Origin of the sequence: Ruegeria sp. HKCCA0235A (assembly GCF_013033235.1) — a bacterium.
Taxonomy (GTDB): domain Bacteria; phylum Pseudomonadota; class Alphaproteobacteria; order Rhodobacterales; family Rhodobacteraceae; genus Ruegeria.
Genome location: NZ_WQDQ01000004.1, coordinates 121633 through 139398 on the forward strand (window position 1 = coordinate 121633; position 17766 = coordinate 139398).

Below are 17766 nucleotides of genomic sequence, written 5' to 3' on the forward strand. Positions count from 1 at the left end.
ACAGGAGGCCCCAATGCCCACATTCACCGCACTGACGACGCTGACAGGTAAGAAGGCCGCCGAAGGTCTGGGCGAGGCGATGGAACGTCTGGAGCCAGAGCCAACCGGCGTTGGTGTGTTCGAAGTCGAAGACGGCTCCGGCCTGTGGGAGGTCGGCGGATATTTCACCGAAGCCCCCGACGAGACCGCACTGGCGGTTCTGGCCGCGGCATTCGACGCCAAACCGTTTGTTGTTTCAGAGCTGCCGGAAACCGACTGGGTTGCGCATGTACGACGCGAGCTTGCGCCCGTCGAGGCGGGGCGTTTCTTTGTCTATGGAAGCCACGATGCCGACAAGCTGCCCGAAGGTCGCATTCCATTGCTGATCGAGGCCGCAATGGCCTTTGGCACCGGCCACCATGGTACGACGTTGGGTTGCCTCAAGGCCTTTGACAGATTGCTGGACGAAGGGTTCACCGCGACGAAAGTGGCGGATATCGGCTGCGGCACCGCCGTTCTGGCCATGGCCGCAGCCCGGGTTTGGGACGGCGACATCATTGCCAGTGACATTGATGAAGTGGCCGTTGACGTGGCCGAAGCCAACCTCAAGGCGAACGGGATGTCCGGTGCCGTACGGTGCGTGGAAGCCGCTGGTTTCGATCACCCCGATCTCAGGGCGCACGCGCCCTATGACCTGATCTTTGCCAATATTCTCAAAGGTCCTCTGGTCGCCCTCTCGCCGGAAATCGCGGCGAATCTGCGTCCCGGAGGGTATGCAATCCTGTCGGGGATCCTCAACGAACAGGCCGATGATGTGGTGTCCGTTTATTCTCAAAATGAATTCAATCTTACCCATAGGGATGAGATTGGTGAATGGACGACCCTAATCTTAATGAAACAGGGCGCAAACTAGGCCATTTGCAGGAGTTTTGTGGAATTTTGCCACGTTTTTGTCGTAATCTCTTTTTACCGTTTTCTGACTGAAGTCGAGGGGGGCGGTTTTTGGAGGCTGCCATGACGGGTAAACAACTGGAGTTCACTCAGCGCGTTAATCGCCTGAACAAAAAACATCAAAAGATGAGCCGTGGCTATCGCGCGACGATGCGCAAGGATGGTCTGGTCGTCATGAAGCCGCAGCGGGTAAGCTCGGCAGTGCCGGCCAGGGTGCTGTTGCTTACGCTTCTGAGTGTTGTGGCGTTCAAGGCGTTTCTTTTGTCCAGCCTTGGCCCGACCGGATACCAATATCGGATCGACAGTTTAAACGAAGGCACATCGGTCGAAAAAGCAGGTGCCTGGGTGATGCAGATTGACCCGGTGTCGCAGGCGATTGCCGTGCAACTCAACAAGATTTTATACTGAATCTCAGTTTTGACTCAGTTTTCGGACGAAAAACACCGCGTGCCCGGGGCGCGCGGTGTTTCTGTTTGCCCCTCAAGGGAGGAGGAAGGGGCGTATGCGAGTGGTGGTCGGTATCACCGGCGACCTTGGGCGATGGCGTCGATGTCGCCACGGCACAGGCCGATATCTTCCAGTTCACGATCGGTTAGACCGGTCAGCGCGTTGCGGGTAACGCGGGCGTCATTCCATTCGACGGCGGCGTTCACGGCCGATACGAAAAATGCGCCGATACGGCCAACGAGGCCGAACGAGCCAGTGGAGGCGAAGCGGGTGGTGTCCAGTGCAGCCATATCCTGTTTCCTTCTGGTTGGTGTTCACTTTGCAGTCTTGCGATCTGCCCGGCATCTAGTGCCGCCAAATCACCTGCACAAGTTCAGTTTTTGCATGTGTCCTATGCGTTTCCTGCAATGCTGCAAAAGGATGAAATCCCCTTAAAAAATTGGTGAAAACGCGTTCACAAAAGTGTCGAATTCAGACTTTTTGAAGTCGCAAATGGCGCGTTGAGTCGCCCATGGGACAGGTGTGTCGTTTTCAGGCCTTGGGTCAATTCGCTTGGAAAATGTTCACGCTTCGTGCTAGGCGTTGGAAAAAGATCACAGAACCCGAGCAGGCCGAGGCAAAACATGCGAATTCTGGGCATTGATCCGGGGCTTAGGACCCTGGGGTGGGGCGTCATCGAATCAAATGGCAGCCGCCTGAGCCATGTGGCCAACGGTTTGTGCAAGTCGGATGGGGATGATCTGGGTGAGCGGCTGTTGTCTCTTCACAACCAGATTGTCGAAGTCATCGCCGATCACCGACCGGACCAGGCGGCCATCGAACAGACCTTTGTGAACAAGGATGGCGCCGGTACGCTCAAACTGGGCCAGGCGCGGGGTGTTGCGCTGCTGACGCTGGCACAGGCCGGATTGCCGGTGGGGGAATACGCACCCAACCGCGTCAAAAAGACCGTGGTTGGTGTGGGTCATGCCGAGAAAGAGCAGGTGCTGCACATGGTCAAACTGCAATTGCCCGGATGTCAGCCCAAAGGGCCGGATGCGGCAGATGCTCTGGCGATTGCGATCTGCCATGCCTATTACGGCAAGACGCAACAGGTGCGTGTGAAAGAGGTGCGGGCATGATTGGCAAACTGACAGGTCGCTTGGACTACCGCGCGGCGGATCACGTGCTGATCGATGTGCGTGGCGTTGGCTACATCGTCTATTGCTCTGATCGGACCATGGCCGCACTGCCGGGTGTGGGCGAGGCGGTTTCGATCTATACGGATATGGTCGTGCGCGAGGACCTGATGCAGCTTTATGGCTTTCTCTCGCTAGTCGAGAAGGAATGGCACCGCCTTTTGTGCTCGGTTCAGGGGGTCGGAGCGAAAGTCTCTCTGGCGATCCTCAGCGCGCTGGGGCCGGACGGTGTCAGCCGCGCAATCGCACTGGGAGATTGGGCGGCGGTCAAGGCGGCGAAAGGCGTGGGGCCGAAAACGGCGCAGCGGATCGTTCTGGATCTCAAGGACAAGGCGCCGGGCGTAATGGCCATGGGTGGCACGGTGACCGATGCGATGGATGGCCCTTCGATCGAAGTTGTCGAGCCTGTCGAGGCAGCGCCTGTTGCGAAGCGAACGCCAAAACCGGCCTCCGGGGCCGCTGCGGCATCAGCGGGTGCGCTGTCAGCCTTGTCCAATCTGGGTTATGGGCCGTCGGATGCAGCAGCCGCGGTTGCCGAGGCGGCCGCCAACAACCCGGATGCAGACGAAGCGGGTTTGATCCGTGCTGCCCTGCAATTGCTGGCTCCGAAAGGCTGAATGAATGGTAGACGCTGATCCCACTGTGCGCCCGGACCCATTGCCCGAGGACAATGACCGCGCATTGCGCCCGCAGGGCTTGGATGAGTTCATCGGTCAGGCCGAGGCACGCGCCAATCTGCGCATCTTCATCCAATCTGCCCGCCAACGGGGCGAGGCGATGGATCACACGTTGTTCCATGGCCCTCCGGGGTTGGGCAAGACGACGCTGGCGCAGATCATGGCGCGTGAACTGGGGGTGAATTTTCGCATGACGTCCGGGCCGGTTCTGGCGAAAGCGGGCGATCTGGCTGCGATCCTGACCAATCTCGAAGCGCGGGATGTCTTGTTCATCGACGAAATCCACCGCCTGAACCCGGTGGTGGAAGAGGTGCTTTACCCCGCGATGGAAGACTTCGAGCTTGATCTGGTGATCGGCGAGGGGCCCGCCGCGCGAACGGTTCGGATCGAGTTGCAACCCTTCACGCTTGTCGGGGCCACGACGCGCATGGGTTTGCTGACCACACCTTTGCGCGACCGGTTTGGTATTCCGACCCGGTTGCAGTTCTACACTGTGGACGAACTGCATGAGATCGTCACCCGAAACGCGCGGAAACTCGGCGCTCCGGCGGATGATGAGGGCGCGCGAGAGATTGCGCGCAGGTCGCGCGGTACACCGCGCATCGCCGGACGTCTGCTGCGCCGGGTGGTGGATTTCGCCATTGTCGAAGGAGATGGGCGGATCACCCGCGAACTGGCTGACGGAGCCTTGACGCGGCTGGGTGTGGACCATTTGGGACTGGATGGTGCGGACCGCCGGTATCTGAAACTGATCGCCGAGAATTATGGTGGTGGTCCTGTCGGGATCGAAACGATGTCAGCCGCCTTGTCTGAAAGCCGGGACTCGCTGGAAGAAGTGATCGAGCCCTTTCTGTTGCAACAGGGGTTGATCCAGCGAACACCGCGTGGGCGGATGTTGGCGCAAAAGGCCTGGACGCATCTGGGCATGAATGCACCCAAACGGCAAAGCGATCTGTTCGGTTGAAGCTTGCGCTTGGAAATTTTATGCCTTCGGCGAGAGTATTTTCGAAAAGATGAAGGCCTGACCGTGACACCGGAAGAAATTGAGGCGCTGTTCACGCGCGAAAGCGGTGAGTTTCTGTTTGCCCGTTGGGGACGACCCATCGTGCCGATTGTGTTTGGTGTTGAAGACGAAACGCTGTCCACTGTGAAGGGCGCCTTCGAGGCGGTTGTCACCTTGGCCGGTCACAAAATGGCCGAAACCGACCCCGAACTTGGTGCCAACTGCATGGTCTTCTTCTTCCGGGATTGGCAAGAGCTGCTGGACGTGCCGGATCTTGATCGTCTGATCCCGGATCTGGCACCGTTGGTCGGGCGCTTGGTTGAAGCGGATGCAAACCAGTACCGCATTTTCCGGTTCGAAGAAGACGGCGCGATCCGTGCGGCTTTTGTTTTTCTTCGCATGGACAAGCAGTTGTCCAAGGTACCGGCGGAAACGCTGGCGCTGAGCCAGGTGGTGCAGACCATCCTGCTTTGGTCCGATACTGCGTTTCGGACGCAATCTCCGCTGGCCGTGGCGGGCGAAACGACGATCCTGCGCCCCGATATTGCTGCGTTGATTCGGGCTGCTTACGATCCGGTTTTACCGGGTTCGGCGCAGGATGCGTCTCATGCGCTCAGGTTGTTTGCCCGGTTGGAGCCACTGCAATGAAACATACCTATCCGGTTCGCGTTTATTATGAAGACACCGACATGGGCGGCGTCGTCTATCACGCGAACTATCTGCGGTATATCGAACGTGCGCGTTCGGATTGGGTGCGCAATCTGGGCAATGACCAGAACGCGATGCGGGAAGAGGGCATTGTTTGGGTCGTGCGGCGGGTCGAGGCCGATTACCTTTCGCCCGCCAGGTTCGACGACGAACTGATCGTCGAAACCGAAGTTACGGAAATCTCGGGTGTGCGGCTGACCATGGCGCAGCTGGTCCGGCGCGGCGAGACCGAGATTTTTCGCGCCTCGGTCACTGCCGTTTGCATCAACAAGGATGGCAGGCCGATCCGGCTTCCGGCAGAGATTCGCGCATTGATGTAACAATTTGCGGGTCACGGGTGGTTCTGTTGGCATTTCAGCCCCAACTGCGTTAGCGTTTGGCAAAACAAGGCCAAACAAACGGCCGTCAGGCAAAAACAAAGAGCAGGTTCATGGAAGCTGAAACGCTGGCGCTGGCGCAGGAGATCGATTTCTCCATGTGGGGGCTGTATGCCCGCGCGACCATTATCGTCAAATTGGTGATGTTGATGCTGATCGGTGCATCCATCTGGTCCTGGGGCATCATCATCCAGAAGCTGATCAATTACCGCGCGGCCCGTCGCGAGGCGCAGGCATTTGACGAGAGCTTCTGGTCCGGCAACCCTTTGGACGAGCTGTTCGAGCAGATCGGAACCCAGCCGGATGGCAGTTCTGAAAAGATTTTTGCTGCCGGAATGATCGAATGGCGCAGGTCGCACCGAAATGATGGCGGATTGATTGCCGGAGCGACCGCGCGGATAGACCGGTCCATGGATGTGGCCATAGCGAAAGAGGCAGAGACCTTGCAGAAAGGTCTGCCAATCCTGGCCACGGTTGGATCGACTGCGCCGTTCATCGGCCTGTTTGGTACCGTCTGGGGCATCATGAATGCGTTTATCGAAATCGCCGAACAGCAGAATACCAATCTGGCGGTCGTGGCCCCGGGTATTGCCGAGGCACTGTTGGCAACGGGGCTCGGCCTTCTGGCCGCGATCCCGGCGGTTATTTTTTACAACAAGCTCAGTGCAGACTGTGACCGCATCGTTGGCGGCTACGAAGCCTTTGCCGACGAGTTCGCGACCATCCTGTCGCGTCAGTTGGACAGCTGACAATGGGCGCGGCGGTTCAGCAATCCTCGGGTGGAAACGGGCGCAGACGCGGTCGGCGTCGCGGGCGCGCGCAACCCATGGCCGAGATCAACGTGACCCCGTTTGTGGATGTCATGCTGGTTTTGCTGATCATCTTCATGGTGGCCGCGCCATTGCTGACCGTCGGTGTTCCGGTAGATCTGCCCAAGACCGCCGCCAGTGCTTTGCCCGGTGACAATGAAGAACCTTTGACCGTAACCCTGACGGCAGATGGACGTGTGCAGATCCAGACAACAGACGTGTTGCGCGAGGAACTGATCGGCAAGCTGCGGGCCATCGCCGCTGAGCGGAGCAGTGACCGGGTTTTCCTGCGCGCCGATGGCGCGATTCCTTACGCGCAGGTCATGCAGGTCATGGGCGCGCTGAACGCGGGCGGGTTTTCCAACGTTGGGCTTGTGACCGATACGGGCGGGCCGACGCTGGACGAAGGTGGAGAGTGAGGGCGCACGGTGGATACCGGCACCAAGATTTCGGCGATTGCGCATGTCAGCCTGATCGGAGTGGCGCTTTTCGGCGGCACCTTCCGGTCCGAGCCTTTGCCGATGGCCGTACAGGATGTGTCCGTGATCACCGTTGAACAATTCGCGGCCATGACGGCCCAGCGGGATGCGCCTGAGATCCCAGAGGTGCCGGCGGCATTGCAACAACCGCCCGAACCACAGGCTGATAGCACGCCGCCAGAACCTGTGGTCGAGGAACAGCCCCGCCCTGAACCCGTCGTGCCTGCCGAACCCGAACCCGAGCCTGCGCCCGTTATCGTCGAAGCACCGCCGGAACCGGACGTGACGGATGAGCTGCCGGTACTGACAGAGCCCGAGGTCGAACCTGTCGCACAGCCTGTGCCTCCGGGGCCCGAGGCGCAGCCTCGCCCGTCCGATCGTGTTGCCCCCGAGGCCATAGCGCCACCACCGCCCGAGGCAAAACCGGATGATTTCGAAACGCCGCCCGTTTCACTGGATGAGGGCGCCGAGGTTCAGCAGGAACAACAGGATCAGACCGCGCCGGAAGAAGCGGCCCCCGAGATCGTGACCGAGGCAGAGGAAACCAAAGAGCAGTCTCCGCTTACGTCTCCGCGACCGCGGGTGCGTCCGAACCGCCCAAGCCCACCGCCCGAACCCGTTGTGGCAGAGACGCCCGAGGCGGCGCCCGAACCGAACGCGCAGGCCGACGAGGCCGCGATCAATGACGCTCTGGCCGAAGCCTTGGGCAGTGGAACCCAGCCATCCGGCCCACCACTGACCAGCGGCGAGAAGGACGCGATGCGATTGGCCGTGTCCAAGTGCTGGAATGTGGGCTCTTTGTCTACGGATGCACTGAGTACTGTGGTCGTTGTGGCTTTTTCGCTAAACCGTGATGGTACGGTTGTGGATGGCAGCATTCGGATGCTGGACAGTTCTGGTGGGTCTGCTGGCGCGGCCAATCAGGCCTATCAGGCCGCTCGGCGCGCGATTTTGCGCTGCGGGGCCAGAGGATATGACTTGCCTGCTGACAAATACGCTCATTGGCAGGATGTTGAGATTACATTCAATCCCGAGAGGATGCGGATCAAATGATGAAACTTCTGACCAGCCTCTTTGTCGGCCTGACGCTGATGTCTACGCCGGCTCTTGCACAGAACAGTCCCCTGCGGCTGGAATTGGACCAGGGCATTATCGAACCATTGCCCTTTGCGGTGCCGAACTTTGTTCCCGATGGCCCGTCAGCGGCGCAATATGCACAGGACATCTCGCGCGTGGTGGCGGCTGATCTGACAGGAACCGGGTTGTTTCGCGAGATCTCTTCGGATGCCTTCATCAGTCGGGTCAGCAGCTTTGAGGCTCCGGTTCAGTTTGCCGATTGGAAAGCGATCAATGCCGATGCGCTGATCACGGGGGCAGTCAATGTTTCGGGCAAGAACCTCACGGTTCGATTCCGGGTCTGGGATGTGTTTTCGGGTCAGGAATTGGGCAATGGGCTGCAATTGGCAGGCACCACCGAGGGCTGGCGGCGCATGGCTCACAAAGTGGCCGATCAGGTGTACAGCCGGATTACAGGCGAGGGCGGATATTTTGACAGCCGCGTGGCCTTTGTTTCGGAAAGTGGACCGAAAAACCAACGCCTGAAACGTCTGGCGATCATGGATTACGATGGGGCGAACGTGCAGTACATGACCGACAGTGCGGCAATCGTTCTGGCGCCGCGCTTTTCACCCAATGGCGATCGGTTGCTTTACACCAGCTATGAAAGCGGCAGCCCGCGCATCTATGTTCTGGATGTGGGCCGCGTCAAACGACGGGAACTGAAGACGCAGGACGGAACCATGAGCTTCTCGCCCCGCTTTTCGCCGGATGGCCGGTCGATCGTGTATTCCTTGATTCAGGGGGGAAACACGGACCTGTGGAAAATGGATCTGGCGTCGGGGCAAAGCACTCGTCTGACCAACACGCCGGCGATTGAAACCGCTCCCAGCTATTCGCCGGATGGCAGCCGGATCGTGTTTGAAAGCGACCGTTCTGGTACGCCGCAGCTTTACGTGATGCCCGCGAATGGCGGCGAGGCCACGCGGATCAGCTTTGGCTCGGGTCGTTATGGCACGCCGGTATGGTCGCCGCGCGGCGATCTGATTGCCTTTACCAAGCAAAACCAGGGCCGCTTCCACATCGGGGTGATGCGCACGGACGGATCAGAGGAACGCTTGTTGACCGCCTCGTTTCTGGACGAAGGCCCGACCTGGTCGCCCAATGGCCGCGTCATCATGTTCACCCGTGAAACGCAGGGCGCCAGCGGCCGGGCCTCGCTATATTCGGTGGATATCTCGGGCCGCAACCTGCGCCCGGTGCGTACACCGGATGGCGGCAGTGATCCGTCATGGGGCCCACTACAGAATTGATCGCAGCAAAGTTCACAACGAATCGTCCCTGTGGTAGACAGGCGGCAACAATCAAAACACGAGGCACTTGAAATGAATGTATTGAGCAAAGTCCTGGCGTTGGGCGCGCTGAGTGTGATCGCCGCCTGTACGAACAATGACCCATCCGCCTTGGGCGGCAGCGGTGCCGGCGGCACAGGCGCAATTGTACCGGGCTCGCCCAGTGACCCGCGTTCGCCTGCGTATTTCCAGCAGACCGTCGGGGATCGTGTTCTGTTCGCCGTGGACCAGTCCACCCTGACACCACAGGCGCAGACCGTGTTGCAAGGGCAAGCGGACTGGCTTCTGGCCAATCCGGATTTTGTTGCCACGATCGAAGGTCACGCGGACGAGCAGGGTACGCGCGAGTATAACCTTGCGCTGGGTGCGCGTCGCGCAAATGCCGCTCGTGAGTATCTGATTTCGCGTGGTGTTGCTGGCAACCGTCTCAAAACCGTCAGCTACGGCAAGGAGCGCCCAATCGAGATTTGCAGCGTTGAGGAATGCTATTCCAAGAACCGCCGCGCAGTGACTGTGCTGACCGGATCAACACTGGGGTAAGACAATGCGTATGGCAGGATGGGTATTGGCGGCGGTCATGGCGACAGCCGGTGTTGCACAGGCACAGGATCAGCAAACCCTGGCCGACATACGTCAGGAGCTGACGGTGCTGCATGTGGAAATTCAGCGCCTGAAGCGCGAGTTTTCCACCACAGGATCGCCAGCGCCAAACTTGTCCGGCAGTTCGGTTCTTGAACGGGTTGACGCCATTGAAGCGGAACTGCAACGCCTGACCCGTCAGACCGAGCAGCTGAACCAGCGTGTGCAAAACATTGTCTCGGACGGCACCAATCGCATCGGAGATCTGGAGTTCCGCCTGTGCGAGCTTGAGGCAAACTGCGAGATTTCAGGCGAACCGACCAGCACACTGGGCGGAGAGGGCACAGATGTAGGTACGGCCGTTATCACGCCTGCCACGCCATCCCAAACCGATCAGGGTGAACTGGCCGTGGGCGAGCGGGCGGATTTCGACGCGGCATCGCAAGCACTGGCCGATGGGGATTACCAGACTGCGGCTGATTTGTTTGCGCAGTTTGATACGAACTATCCCGGCAGCCCCCTGGCGCCCGAAGTGAATCTGAAACGTGGTCATGCGCTTGAAGGCCTTGGCGACACCCGCGAAGCGGCACGGGCGTTCTTGGCAAGCTTTACCGGAGATTCCGAAGGAGCATTTGCCCCCGAGGCGCTGTTCGAGTTGGGCGCGGCGCTGGGGCGTCTGGGGCAGACCGATCAGGCCTGCATCACGCTCAATGAAGTTGGCGTGCGCTTTCCATCCGCTCCGGCGTTTGCGGATGCGACGCAAGAGATGTCTGCGCTGGGGTGTTCTTGAACCGTCACAGCGAAAACCTGCTTGCAGAGCTTCGCGCCCGGCTTCCCGAAAGGCTTCCGCCTAAACTGGGCGTGGCGGTCTCGGGCGGTGGGGATTCCGTCGCGTTGATGCATCTTTTGCATCAAGTCGCCCAAAACGAAGAGATCGCCCTTTTTGTGGCCACGGTCGATCACGGCTTGCGCCCCGACGCAGCGCAGGAGGCCGTGACAGTGTCGCGCCAGGCCGCTGCTTTGGGGCTGCCGCATGACATTTTGCATTGGGCGGGTTGGGACAGATCGGGCAATGTTCAGGACGAGGCCCGCAAGGCGCGTTACAGCCTGCTTGCCGGTTGGGCGCAACAGCGCGGAATCGACGCTATCGCGTTGGGGCACACGGCGGATGATCAGGCAGAAACGTTGCTGATGCGACTGGGTCGTTCATCAGGTGTTACGGGACTGTCCGGCATGTCGGCAAGCCGGCAATGGGAAGGTGTGACATTGCTGCGGCCAATGCTGGGGATCACACGCAAGGATCTGAGAACCTACCTGACCGGTATCGGCGCAACATGGGTCGAAGATCCGTCGAATCAGGACCCTCGTTTCGACCGGATCAAGGCACGAGAGGCCGTGTCCGGCCTCAAACCACTGGGAATTGACGCGCTTTCATTGTCGCGAGTGGCCGAAAATCTGGCGCAGGCCCATGCAGCCCTGGGTGTGTTTGCGCAGGAATCCGCACGGAATGTCGCCCAGGTCGAACAAAGCGACGTGAAGGTGGACAGGGCCGGTTTTGCCGCATTGCCCAAGGAAATCCGACGCCGCGTGTTGCTTGGATGCCTTGCCTGGATCGCAGGGCAGGGATATCCCCCGCGTCAGGCGGCGGTCGAGCAGGCCATGAAGGCCATAACCGACGGGCGGGCAGGGTCGCTCAGCGGTTGCCTGTTGGTCCCGGAAGGGATGAGTGTTTGGATTTGCAGGGAATTCAAGGCCGTGGAGGCTCGGATTTCAGCACGTGACGAAGTTTGGGATGGCAAATGGGTCTTGACCGGGCCCGAGATTTCCGGTGCCGAGATCCGCGCTCTGGGTGAAGACGGGCTGCGACAGGTGCCCGAATGGCGCGAAACAGGCCGGCCCAGGCTGGCCTTGAGTGCGACGCCCGCAGTCTGGAAGGGGGGCGCGGTGCTGGCCGCTCCGCTTGCGGGATTTGCGAACGGATGGCGCGCGGACACGACGCCGGAATGGCCCGAGTTCTACGCATCTTTTTTATCGCATTGAACATACCACAATCCTCTCTATTTTAAGAGGTAACTTGGCAGCTCCTCACCTGCCGGAACTTTTGGGAGAATTTCCTTGGGCAACGCTCGCAATATCGCGTTTTGGGTCGTTCTGTTTCTGCTGATCCTTGCACTGTTCAATCTGTTCAGTGGACCGGGCGGAACGCTTCAGAGCAATGAAAGAACTTATTCCGATTTCGTCGGCGCCGTGCAAAGCGGTGAAGTCAAGAACGTGACGCTGGACGGCGAACAGATCCGCTATACGACCGAAAGCGGTGCGACTTACGTCACGATCAAACCCGGCGACGCCGAGGTCACCAAGCTTTTGATCGATGAGAACATCCCGGTTCAGGCGGTCAAGCAACAGCAGTCGGGCTTCCAGTCTTTCCTGATCACGCTCTTGCCGTTCCTGCTGCTGATCGGTGTCTGGGTCTATTTCATGAACCGGATGCAGGGCGGCGGCAAAGGCGGTGCGATGGGCTTTGGCAAGTCGAAGGCCAAGATGCTGACCGAAAAGCATGGCCGCGTCACATTTGACGACGTCGCGGGCATCGACGAAGCCAAGGAAGAGCTGGAAGAGATCGTCGAATTCCTGCGCAATCCACAGAAGTTCAGCCGCCTTGGCGGCAAGATCCCGAAAGGCGCGCTGCTGGTCGGTCCTCCGGGTACTGGTAAAACATTGCTGGCCCGCGCCATCGCGGGTGAGGCAGGCGTTCCGTTCTTCACCATTTCGGGGTCCGACTTCGTCGAGATGTTTGTCGGCGTCGGTGCATCCCGTGTCCGGGACATGTTTGAACAGGCCAAGAAGAATGCGCCTTGTATCGTCTTCATCGACGAGATCGACGCCGTGGGTCGCCATCGTGGCGCTGGCTACGGCGGTGGTAATGACGAGCGCGAACAGACCCTCAACCAGTTGCTGGTTGAGATGGACGGCTTTGAGGCCAATGAAGGCGTGATCATTCTGGCGGCCACCAACCGCAAAGATGTTCTGGATCCGGCGCTGCTGCGTCCAGGCCGCTTTGACCGAAATGTGACCGTTGGCAACCCTGACATCAAAGGCCGCGAGAAGATTTTGGGCGTGCACGCACGTAAGACGCCTCTGGGCCCCGATGTCGATCTGCGCATCATTGCGCGCGGTACGCCGGGCTTCTCGGGGGCCGATCTGGCGAACCTCGTGAACGAGGCTGCGTTGATGGCCGCCCGCGTGGGTCGCCGCTTTGTCACTATGGAAGATTTTGAGAACGCCAAGGACAAGGTGATGATGGGCGCCGAGCGCCGCTCGATGGTGCTGACCCAGGACCAGAAGGAAAAGACCGCCTATCACGAGGCGGGCCATGCCGTTGTCGGCCTGACCCTGCCGTTGTGCGATCCTGTCTACAAAGCCACAATCATTCCGCGCGGTGGTGCGCTGGGTATGGTTGTATCTCTGCCTGAAATGGATCGCCTGAACTACCACCGTGATGAGTGTGAGGAAAAGCTGGCCATGACCATGGCCGGCAAAGCCGCCGAGGTTATCAAATACGGTGAAGACCACGTTTCGAACGGCCCGGCCGGGGACATCATGCAGGCCAGCCAGTTGGCGCGTGCCATGGTGATGCGCTGGGGCATGTCGGATAAGGTCGGTAACATCGACTATGCCGAGGCGCACGAAGGCTATCAGGGCAACACCGCAGGGTTCTCGGTGTCGGCGCATACGAAAGAGCTGATCGAAGAAGAGGTGAAACGCCTTATCCAGCAGGGTTATGAGCGCGCGCACCAGATTCTGACCGAACAGCGCGAAGAATGGGAACGCCTGGCGCAGGGCTTGCTTGAATACGAAACCCTGACGGGTGATGAGATCAAGCGTGTCATGAATGGTGAATCACCCACCGAGGATGATGACGAAGGCGACAAGCCGGATGAAGGCAGCGCGCCCAGTGTCACGGCGATTCCCAAGACAAAGGCCAAGAAATCTCCGCCCGATGGCGGGATGGAGCCCGAACCCACCGCATAGTCAAAAAAGACCCGGCGCATCGTCCGGGTCTTTTTTCTTTTCATCGGTGTTTTGCCTGGCAATATGCACGCAAGAAAAAGAGCGAAAAGGGAAGGCTATGCCATTTTTGCGTGAAACCGAATTTGCCGCCGAAGCAGTCTGGCTTGGCCATGTCTCTGTGGGAACTTCTTTACGGGCCAAGGCTGTTGACACGCTGGATCTGGGTTTTGACGGCGTGAAGGGTGAGCGCCACGAAGGCCTTAATCGGGCGTCCTGTGTCAGGGTCTCGAACCTTTACCCGAAAGGCACTGAAATTCGAAACGTGCGTCAGCTTTCAGTTTTGTCCGAAGAGGAGTTGCAGCAAATTGCGCAGGACATGGGGTTGGATCAGCTTGATCCGTCCTATCTTGGGGCTTCCATTGTGCTGCGCGGAATCCCGGATTTTTCACATATCCCCCCGTCTTCACGTCTTCAGGCAACAAGCGGGGCGACGATAACGGTGGACATGGAAAACGCCCCTTGTGTTCTGCCGGGGCGCGAGATCGAAGCGGATCAACCGGGGCATGGCGCGGCTTTCAAACCTGCGGCGGTCGGGCGTCGGGGCGTCACGGGATGGGTCGAACGCCCGGGGCGCATTCAACTGGGGGATCGGCTGAAACTGTTTGTTCCGGATCAACCTGCGTGGGTTTGTGAAAACAGGCTTGTTTCCGATTAGAAACCCCTGAAACGAACTTACGACGCTTCGCGACGCCAGAATGTCGGAATCCATGGCTATCGGGATTGTACACAAGGGTATGGAATGCACAGCGCCGACGCCCCGCGTCGGTTTTGCACGGTATTCAATCAAGGACCCCGGCCAATGAGCTACAAATCCGATATCGAAATCGCCCGCGAAGCGAACAAAAAGCCGATTCAGGAAATCGGTGCCAAGATCGGCATCGACTCTGCGGATCTGCTGCCTTACGGCCATGACAAGGCGAAGGTCAGCCAGAACTTCATCAACTCGGTGCAGGACCGCGAAGACGGCAAGCTGATCCTGGTGACTGCCATCAACCCGACCCCGGCAGGTGAGGGCAAGACCACGACCACAGTGGGTCTGGGTGACGGTCTCAACCGCATCGGCAAGAACGCGATGATCTGTATCCGCGAAGCCTCGCTTGGCCCGAACTTCGGCATGAAGGGCGGCGCCGCGGGAGGCGGTTATGCGCAGGTCGTTCCGATGGAAGAGATGAACCTGCACTTCACCGGTGACTTCCACGCCATCACCTCGGCTCACTCGCTGCTGTCGGCAATGATCGACAACCACATCTATTGGGGCAACGAGCAAGAGATCGACACCCGCCGCGTCGCGTGGCGCCGCGTGGTCGATATGAACGACCGTGCCCTGCGTCAGATCACCGCCAGCCTGGGTGGTGTGTCGAACGGCTTCCCGCGTGAGGCAGGTTTTGACATCACCGTGGCGTCCGAGGTCATGGCGATCCTCTGCCTGGCGAACGACCTGAAAGACCTGGAAAAGCGTCTGGGCGACATCATCGTTGCTTATCGCCGCGACAAGACACCGGTCTACTGCCGTGACATCAAGGCCGAAGGCGCAATGACCGTTCTGCTGAAGGACGCGATGCAGCCGAACCTGGTGCAGACGCTGGAAAACAACCCGGCCTTCGTCCATGGCGGCCCGTTCGCGAACATCGCGCATGGCTGTAACTCGGTCATCGCGACCAAGACCGCTCTGAAAGTCGCCGACTATGTCGTGACCGAAGCCGGTTTCGGTGCGGATCTGGGTGCCGAGAAGTTCATGAACATCAAATGCCGCAAGGCGGGCATTGCCCCGTCGGCAGTTGTTCTGGTTGCGACCGTGCGCGCGATGAAGATGAACGGCGGCGTTGCCAAGGCCGATCTGGGTGCGGAAAACGTTGAGGCCGTCAAATCAGGCTGTGCCAACCTGGGCCGTCACATCGAGAACGTTAAATCCTTCGGTGTACCGGTTGTCGTCGCCATCAACCACTTCGTCACCGATACCGATGCCGAAGTTCTGGCGGTGAAAGACTATTGCGGCGAGCACGGCGTCGAGGCGGTTCTGTCGCGTCACTGGGAACTGGGTTCCGAAGGGTCTGCGCCGTTGGCCGAGAAAGTCGTCGAAATCGTCGAAGGCGGCACCGCGAACTTCGCACCGATCTACCCCGACGATATGCCTCTGTTCGAGAAGATCGAAACCATCGCCAAGCGTATCTACCGCGCTGACGAGGTTCTGGCTGACAACAAGATCCGCAACCAGCTGCGTGAATGGGAAGAAGCCGGATATGGCAACCTGCCGGTCTGCATGGCCAAGACGCAGTATTCCTTCTCGACCGATCCCACCCTGCGGGGCGCACCCACGGGCCATTCGGTTCCGGTGCGCGAGGTACGCCTGAGCGCGGGCGCGGGCTTCATCGTGGTCGTCTGCGGCGAGATCATGACCATGCCTGGTCTGCCCCGCAAGCCGGCTGCCGAAACCATCTGCCTCAATGACGCAGGTGAGATCGAGGGCTTGTTCTAAGCCGCCGAATAGGACATCTCGTGGTCCGGGGATTCATTCCCGGGCCATGAGGAGATGACGATGCCCACTCTGACACCGCCTCAGAACTGCAACACGATGCAGGAGCTGCGGGCTGAGATCGACAAGCTGGATCGCCAACTGATCGAAATGTTGGTAACGCGCGCGACATATATTGACCGCGCGTCGCAGCTGAAACCGGGCGAGGGCCTTCCGGCCCGAATCCCGGAACGTGTCGAAGAGGTGGTGCAACGCGTGCGTGCAAGTTCGGACGCGCTGGGGATGGACCCGGATCTGGCCGAGAAGCTATGGCGCATATTGATTGACTGGTCGATTGCACGCGAAGAGCGCGTGATTGGCACCGACTGACTGACCGGGCGTTCTGTGCGCCCGATCCGTTTTTTGAAAGAAGGGATCGAAGTATGGTAGCTCAGGTTATCGACGGTAAGGCCTTTGCCGCAAAAGTGCGCGGTCAAGTTGCCGATCAGGTCGCAAAGCTGAAAGAAGAAAACGGCATCACCCCCGGCCTGGCCGTGGTTCTTGTGGGCGAAGACCCCGCCAGCCAGGTCTATGTCCGTTCGAAGGGCAAAATGACCGTTGAAGTCGGCATGAATTCGTACGAGCACAAGCTGGACGTCGATACATCCGAGGAAGATCTGCTGGCGCTGATTGACAAGCTGAACAACGACCCGGCCGTGCATGGCATTCTGGTCCAGTTGCCGTTGCCCAAACACCTGAACGAGGATCTGGTGATCAACTCGATCGACCCGGCCAAGGATGTGGATGGCTTCCACATTTCGAACGTGGGCCTGCTGGGCACCGGTCAGAAGTCGATGGTGCCCTGCACCCCGCTGGGCTGCCTGATGATGCTGCGTGACCACCACGGTTCGCTTTCCGGCATGGACGCCGTTGTGATCGGTCGCTCGAACATTGTGGGCAAACCGATGGCGCAGCTGCTGCTGGGCGATAGCTGCACCGTGACCATCGCGCATTCGCGCACCAAGGATCTGCCGGACGTCGTACGCCGCGCCGACATCGTCGTGGCTGCCGTGGGGCGTCCGGAAATGGTGCCGGGTGACTGGATCAAGGAAGGCGCGACCGTGATCGATGTAGGCATCAACCGCATCGAACGCGACGGAAAGAACAAGCTGGTCGGTGACGTGGACTATGCCAGCGCGTCCCAGCGTGCTGGCGCCATCACTCCGGTTCCGGGGGGTGTAGGTCCGATGACCATTGCATGCCTGTTGGCCAACACTTTGACTGCGTGCTGCCGCGCCAACGCTCTGCCCGAACCAGAAGGTTTGACGGCGTAAGGTAATCTGGTCGGGTCGATCTTGTCGGCCCGGCACATTCCTCGGTTGTGCATGACTTCGCGGGACAATCATCGGACGCTCCAGTCAATTTGCCCTGAATGGGTTTGACAGCTTAAAAAATCGTGATATCGCTGTATTCCCAGTTGGTTACAGGTAAGGTGCTTCAGTGCTTGTCGTGCTAAGGTTGAATTTTGTTAAGTCATGCACAAAAGCGGTATGACGTCTGGGATAAACACTATTCGGAATGCTTGCACCCCACAGCGAGTGACGGCGGGCCTTGTCTTTCTTCCATTGCTTGCCTACGCGTTTCCTCC

The 17766-nt window shown here is 59.4% G+C and carries 20 protein-coding genes; 19 read left to right on the top strand and 1 reads right to left on the bottom strand.

Features of this window, described 5'->3' with window-relative positions; all coding sequences use genetic code 11:
• The first annotated feature begins 13 nt into the window (after positions 1–13).
• Both GOW56_RS08630 and GOW56_RS08635 read left to right on the top strand, forming a co-directional pair.
• Complete coding sequence (locus GOW56_RS08630) at positions 14–892, top strand: 50S ribosomal protein L11 methyltransferase (protein WP_171205626.1); 879 nt, start codon at positions 14–16, stop codon at positions 890–892.
• A gap of 89 nt (positions 893–981) precedes the next feature.
• On the top strand, positions 982–1338 hold the full coding sequence (locus GOW56_RS08635) for a hypothetical protein (protein ID WP_224857539.1): 357 nt from the start codon (positions 982–984) through the stop codon (positions 1336–1338).
• A gap of 113 nt (positions 1339–1451) precedes the next feature.
• Here the strand turns inward: GOW56_RS08635 and GOW56_RS08640 are convergent, their stop codons facing one another.
• A complete protein-coding gene (locus GOW56_RS08640; RefSeq protein WP_152457219.1) occupies positions 1452–1667 on the bottom strand; it encodes a DUF1127 domain-containing protein in 216 nt (71 codons plus the stop codon).
• Positions 1668–2000: 333 nt separating this feature from the next.
• Between GOW56_RS08640 and ruvC the strand changes: the two genes are divergently transcribed.
• The 17 genes from ruvC to folD all read left to right on the top strand — a co-directional run bounded on the left by ruvC (position 2001) and on the right by folD (position 17452).
• A complete protein-coding gene (ruvC, locus tag GOW56_RS08645; protein ID WP_170344967.1) occupies positions 2001–2498 on the top strand; it encodes a crossover junction endodeoxyribonuclease RuvC in 498 nt (165 codons plus the stop codon).
• Entirely contained in the window at positions 2495–3172 is a 678-nt protein-coding gene (ruvA, locus tag GOW56_RS08650) for a Holliday junction branch migration protein RuvA (RefSeq protein WP_170344968.1), read from the top strand. Before ruvC ends, ruvA begins: the two co-directional genes overlap by 4 nt.
• A gap of 4 nt (positions 3173–3176) precedes the next feature.
• On the top strand, positions 3177–4196 hold the full coding sequence (gene ruvB / locus GOW56_RS08655; protein ID WP_171205627.1) for a Holliday junction branch migration DNA helicase RuvB: 1020 nt from the start codon (positions 3177–3179) through the stop codon (positions 4194–4196).
• Positions 4197–4259: 63 nt separating this feature from the next.
• Complete coding sequence (locus tag GOW56_RS08660) at positions 4260–4883, top strand: hypothetical protein (protein ID WP_171171017.1); 624 nt, start codon at positions 4260–4262, stop codon at positions 4881–4883.
• Positions 4880–5263: a tol-pal system-associated acyl-CoA thioesterase gene (ybgC, locus tag GOW56_RS08665; protein ID WP_171205628.1), complete on the top strand. Its 384-nt coding sequence runs from the start codon at positions 4880–4882 to the stop codon at positions 5261–5263. The genes GOW56_RS08660 and ybgC overlap by 4 nt, the downstream gene beginning before the upstream one ends.
• A 110-nt stretch (positions 5264–5373) precedes the next feature.
• The gene (gene tolQ / locus GOW56_RS08670) at positions 5374–6069 is read left to right on the top strand and encodes a protein TolQ (protein ID WP_171205629.1); all 696 of its coding nucleotides are present in this window, start codon (positions 5374–5376) and stop codon (positions 6067–6069) included.
• Positions 6070–6071: 2 nt separating this feature from the next.
• Positions 6072–6548: a protein TolR gene (gene tolR, locus GOW56_RS08675; RefSeq protein WP_152457226.1), complete on the top strand. Its 477-nt coding sequence runs from the start codon at positions 6072–6074 to the stop codon at positions 6546–6548.
• A gap of 9 nt (positions 6549–6557) precedes the next feature.
• Positions 6558–7661 carry an energy transducer TonB gene (locus GOW56_RS08680; RefSeq protein ID WP_171205630.1) on the top strand — a complete coding sequence of 368 codons (1104 nt, stop codon included), beginning with the start codon at positions 6558–6560 and terminating at the stop codon, positions 7659–7661.
• Positions 7658–8977, top strand: a complete 1320-nt coding sequence (gene tolB, locus GOW56_RS08685; protein WP_171117493.1) for a Tol-Pal system beta propeller repeat protein TolB — start codon at positions 7658–7660, stop codon at positions 8975–8977. The genes GOW56_RS08680 and tolB overlap by 4 nt, the downstream gene beginning before the upstream one ends.
• A gap of 72 nt (positions 8978–9049) precedes the next feature.
• Entirely contained in the window at positions 9050–9556 is a 507-nt protein-coding gene (gene pal / locus GOW56_RS08690) for a peptidoglycan-associated lipoprotein Pal (protein ID WP_152457229.1), read from the top strand.
• 4 nt (positions 9557–9560) lie between these two features.
• Positions 9561–10385: a tol-pal system protein YbgF gene (ybgF, locus tag GOW56_RS08695; protein WP_152457230.1), complete on the top strand. Its 825-nt coding sequence runs from the start codon at positions 9561–9563 to the stop codon at positions 10383–10385.
• On the top strand, positions 10376–11635 hold the full coding sequence (gene tilS, locus GOW56_RS08700; protein ID WP_371807890.1) for a tRNA lysidine(34) synthetase TilS: 1260 nt from the start codon (positions 10376–10378) through the stop codon (positions 11633–11635). Before ybgF ends, tilS begins: the two co-directional genes overlap by 10 nt.
• Before the next feature lie 75 nt (positions 11636–11710).
• The gene (ftsH, locus tag GOW56_RS08705; RefSeq protein ID WP_171205631.1) at positions 11711–13627 is read left to right on the top strand and encodes an ATP-dependent zinc metalloprotease FtsH; all 1917 of its coding nucleotides are present in this window, start codon (positions 11711–11713) and stop codon (positions 13625–13627) included.
• Positions 13628–13724: 97 nt separating this feature from the next.
• Positions 13725–14321 (top strand): MOSC domain-containing protein, encoded by a 597-nt coding sequence (locus GOW56_RS08710; RefSeq protein WP_171205632.1) that lies wholly within the window; start codon positions 13725–13727, stop codon positions 14319–14321.
• Positions 14322–14465: 144 nt separating this feature from the next.
• Positions 14466–16142 carry a formate--tetrahydrofolate ligase gene (locus GOW56_RS08715; RefSeq protein ID WP_171205633.1) on the top strand — a complete coding sequence of 559 codons (1677 nt, stop codon included), beginning with the start codon at positions 14466–14468 and terminating at the stop codon, positions 16140–16142.
• A 60-nt stretch (positions 16143–16202) separates the two neighbouring features.
• On the top strand, positions 16203–16508 hold the full coding sequence (locus tag GOW56_RS08720; protein WP_171117503.1) for a chorismate mutase: 306 nt from the start codon (positions 16203–16205) through the stop codon (positions 16506–16508).
• 53 nt (positions 16509–16561) lie between these two features.
• Positions 16562–17452: a bifunctional methylenetetrahydrofolate dehydrogenase/methenyltetrahydrofolate cyclohydrolase FolD gene (folD, locus tag GOW56_RS08725; protein ID WP_171205634.1), complete on the top strand. Its 891-nt coding sequence runs from the start codon at positions 16562–16564 to the stop codon at positions 17450–17452.
• Positions 17453–17766: the final 314 nt, after the last annotated feature.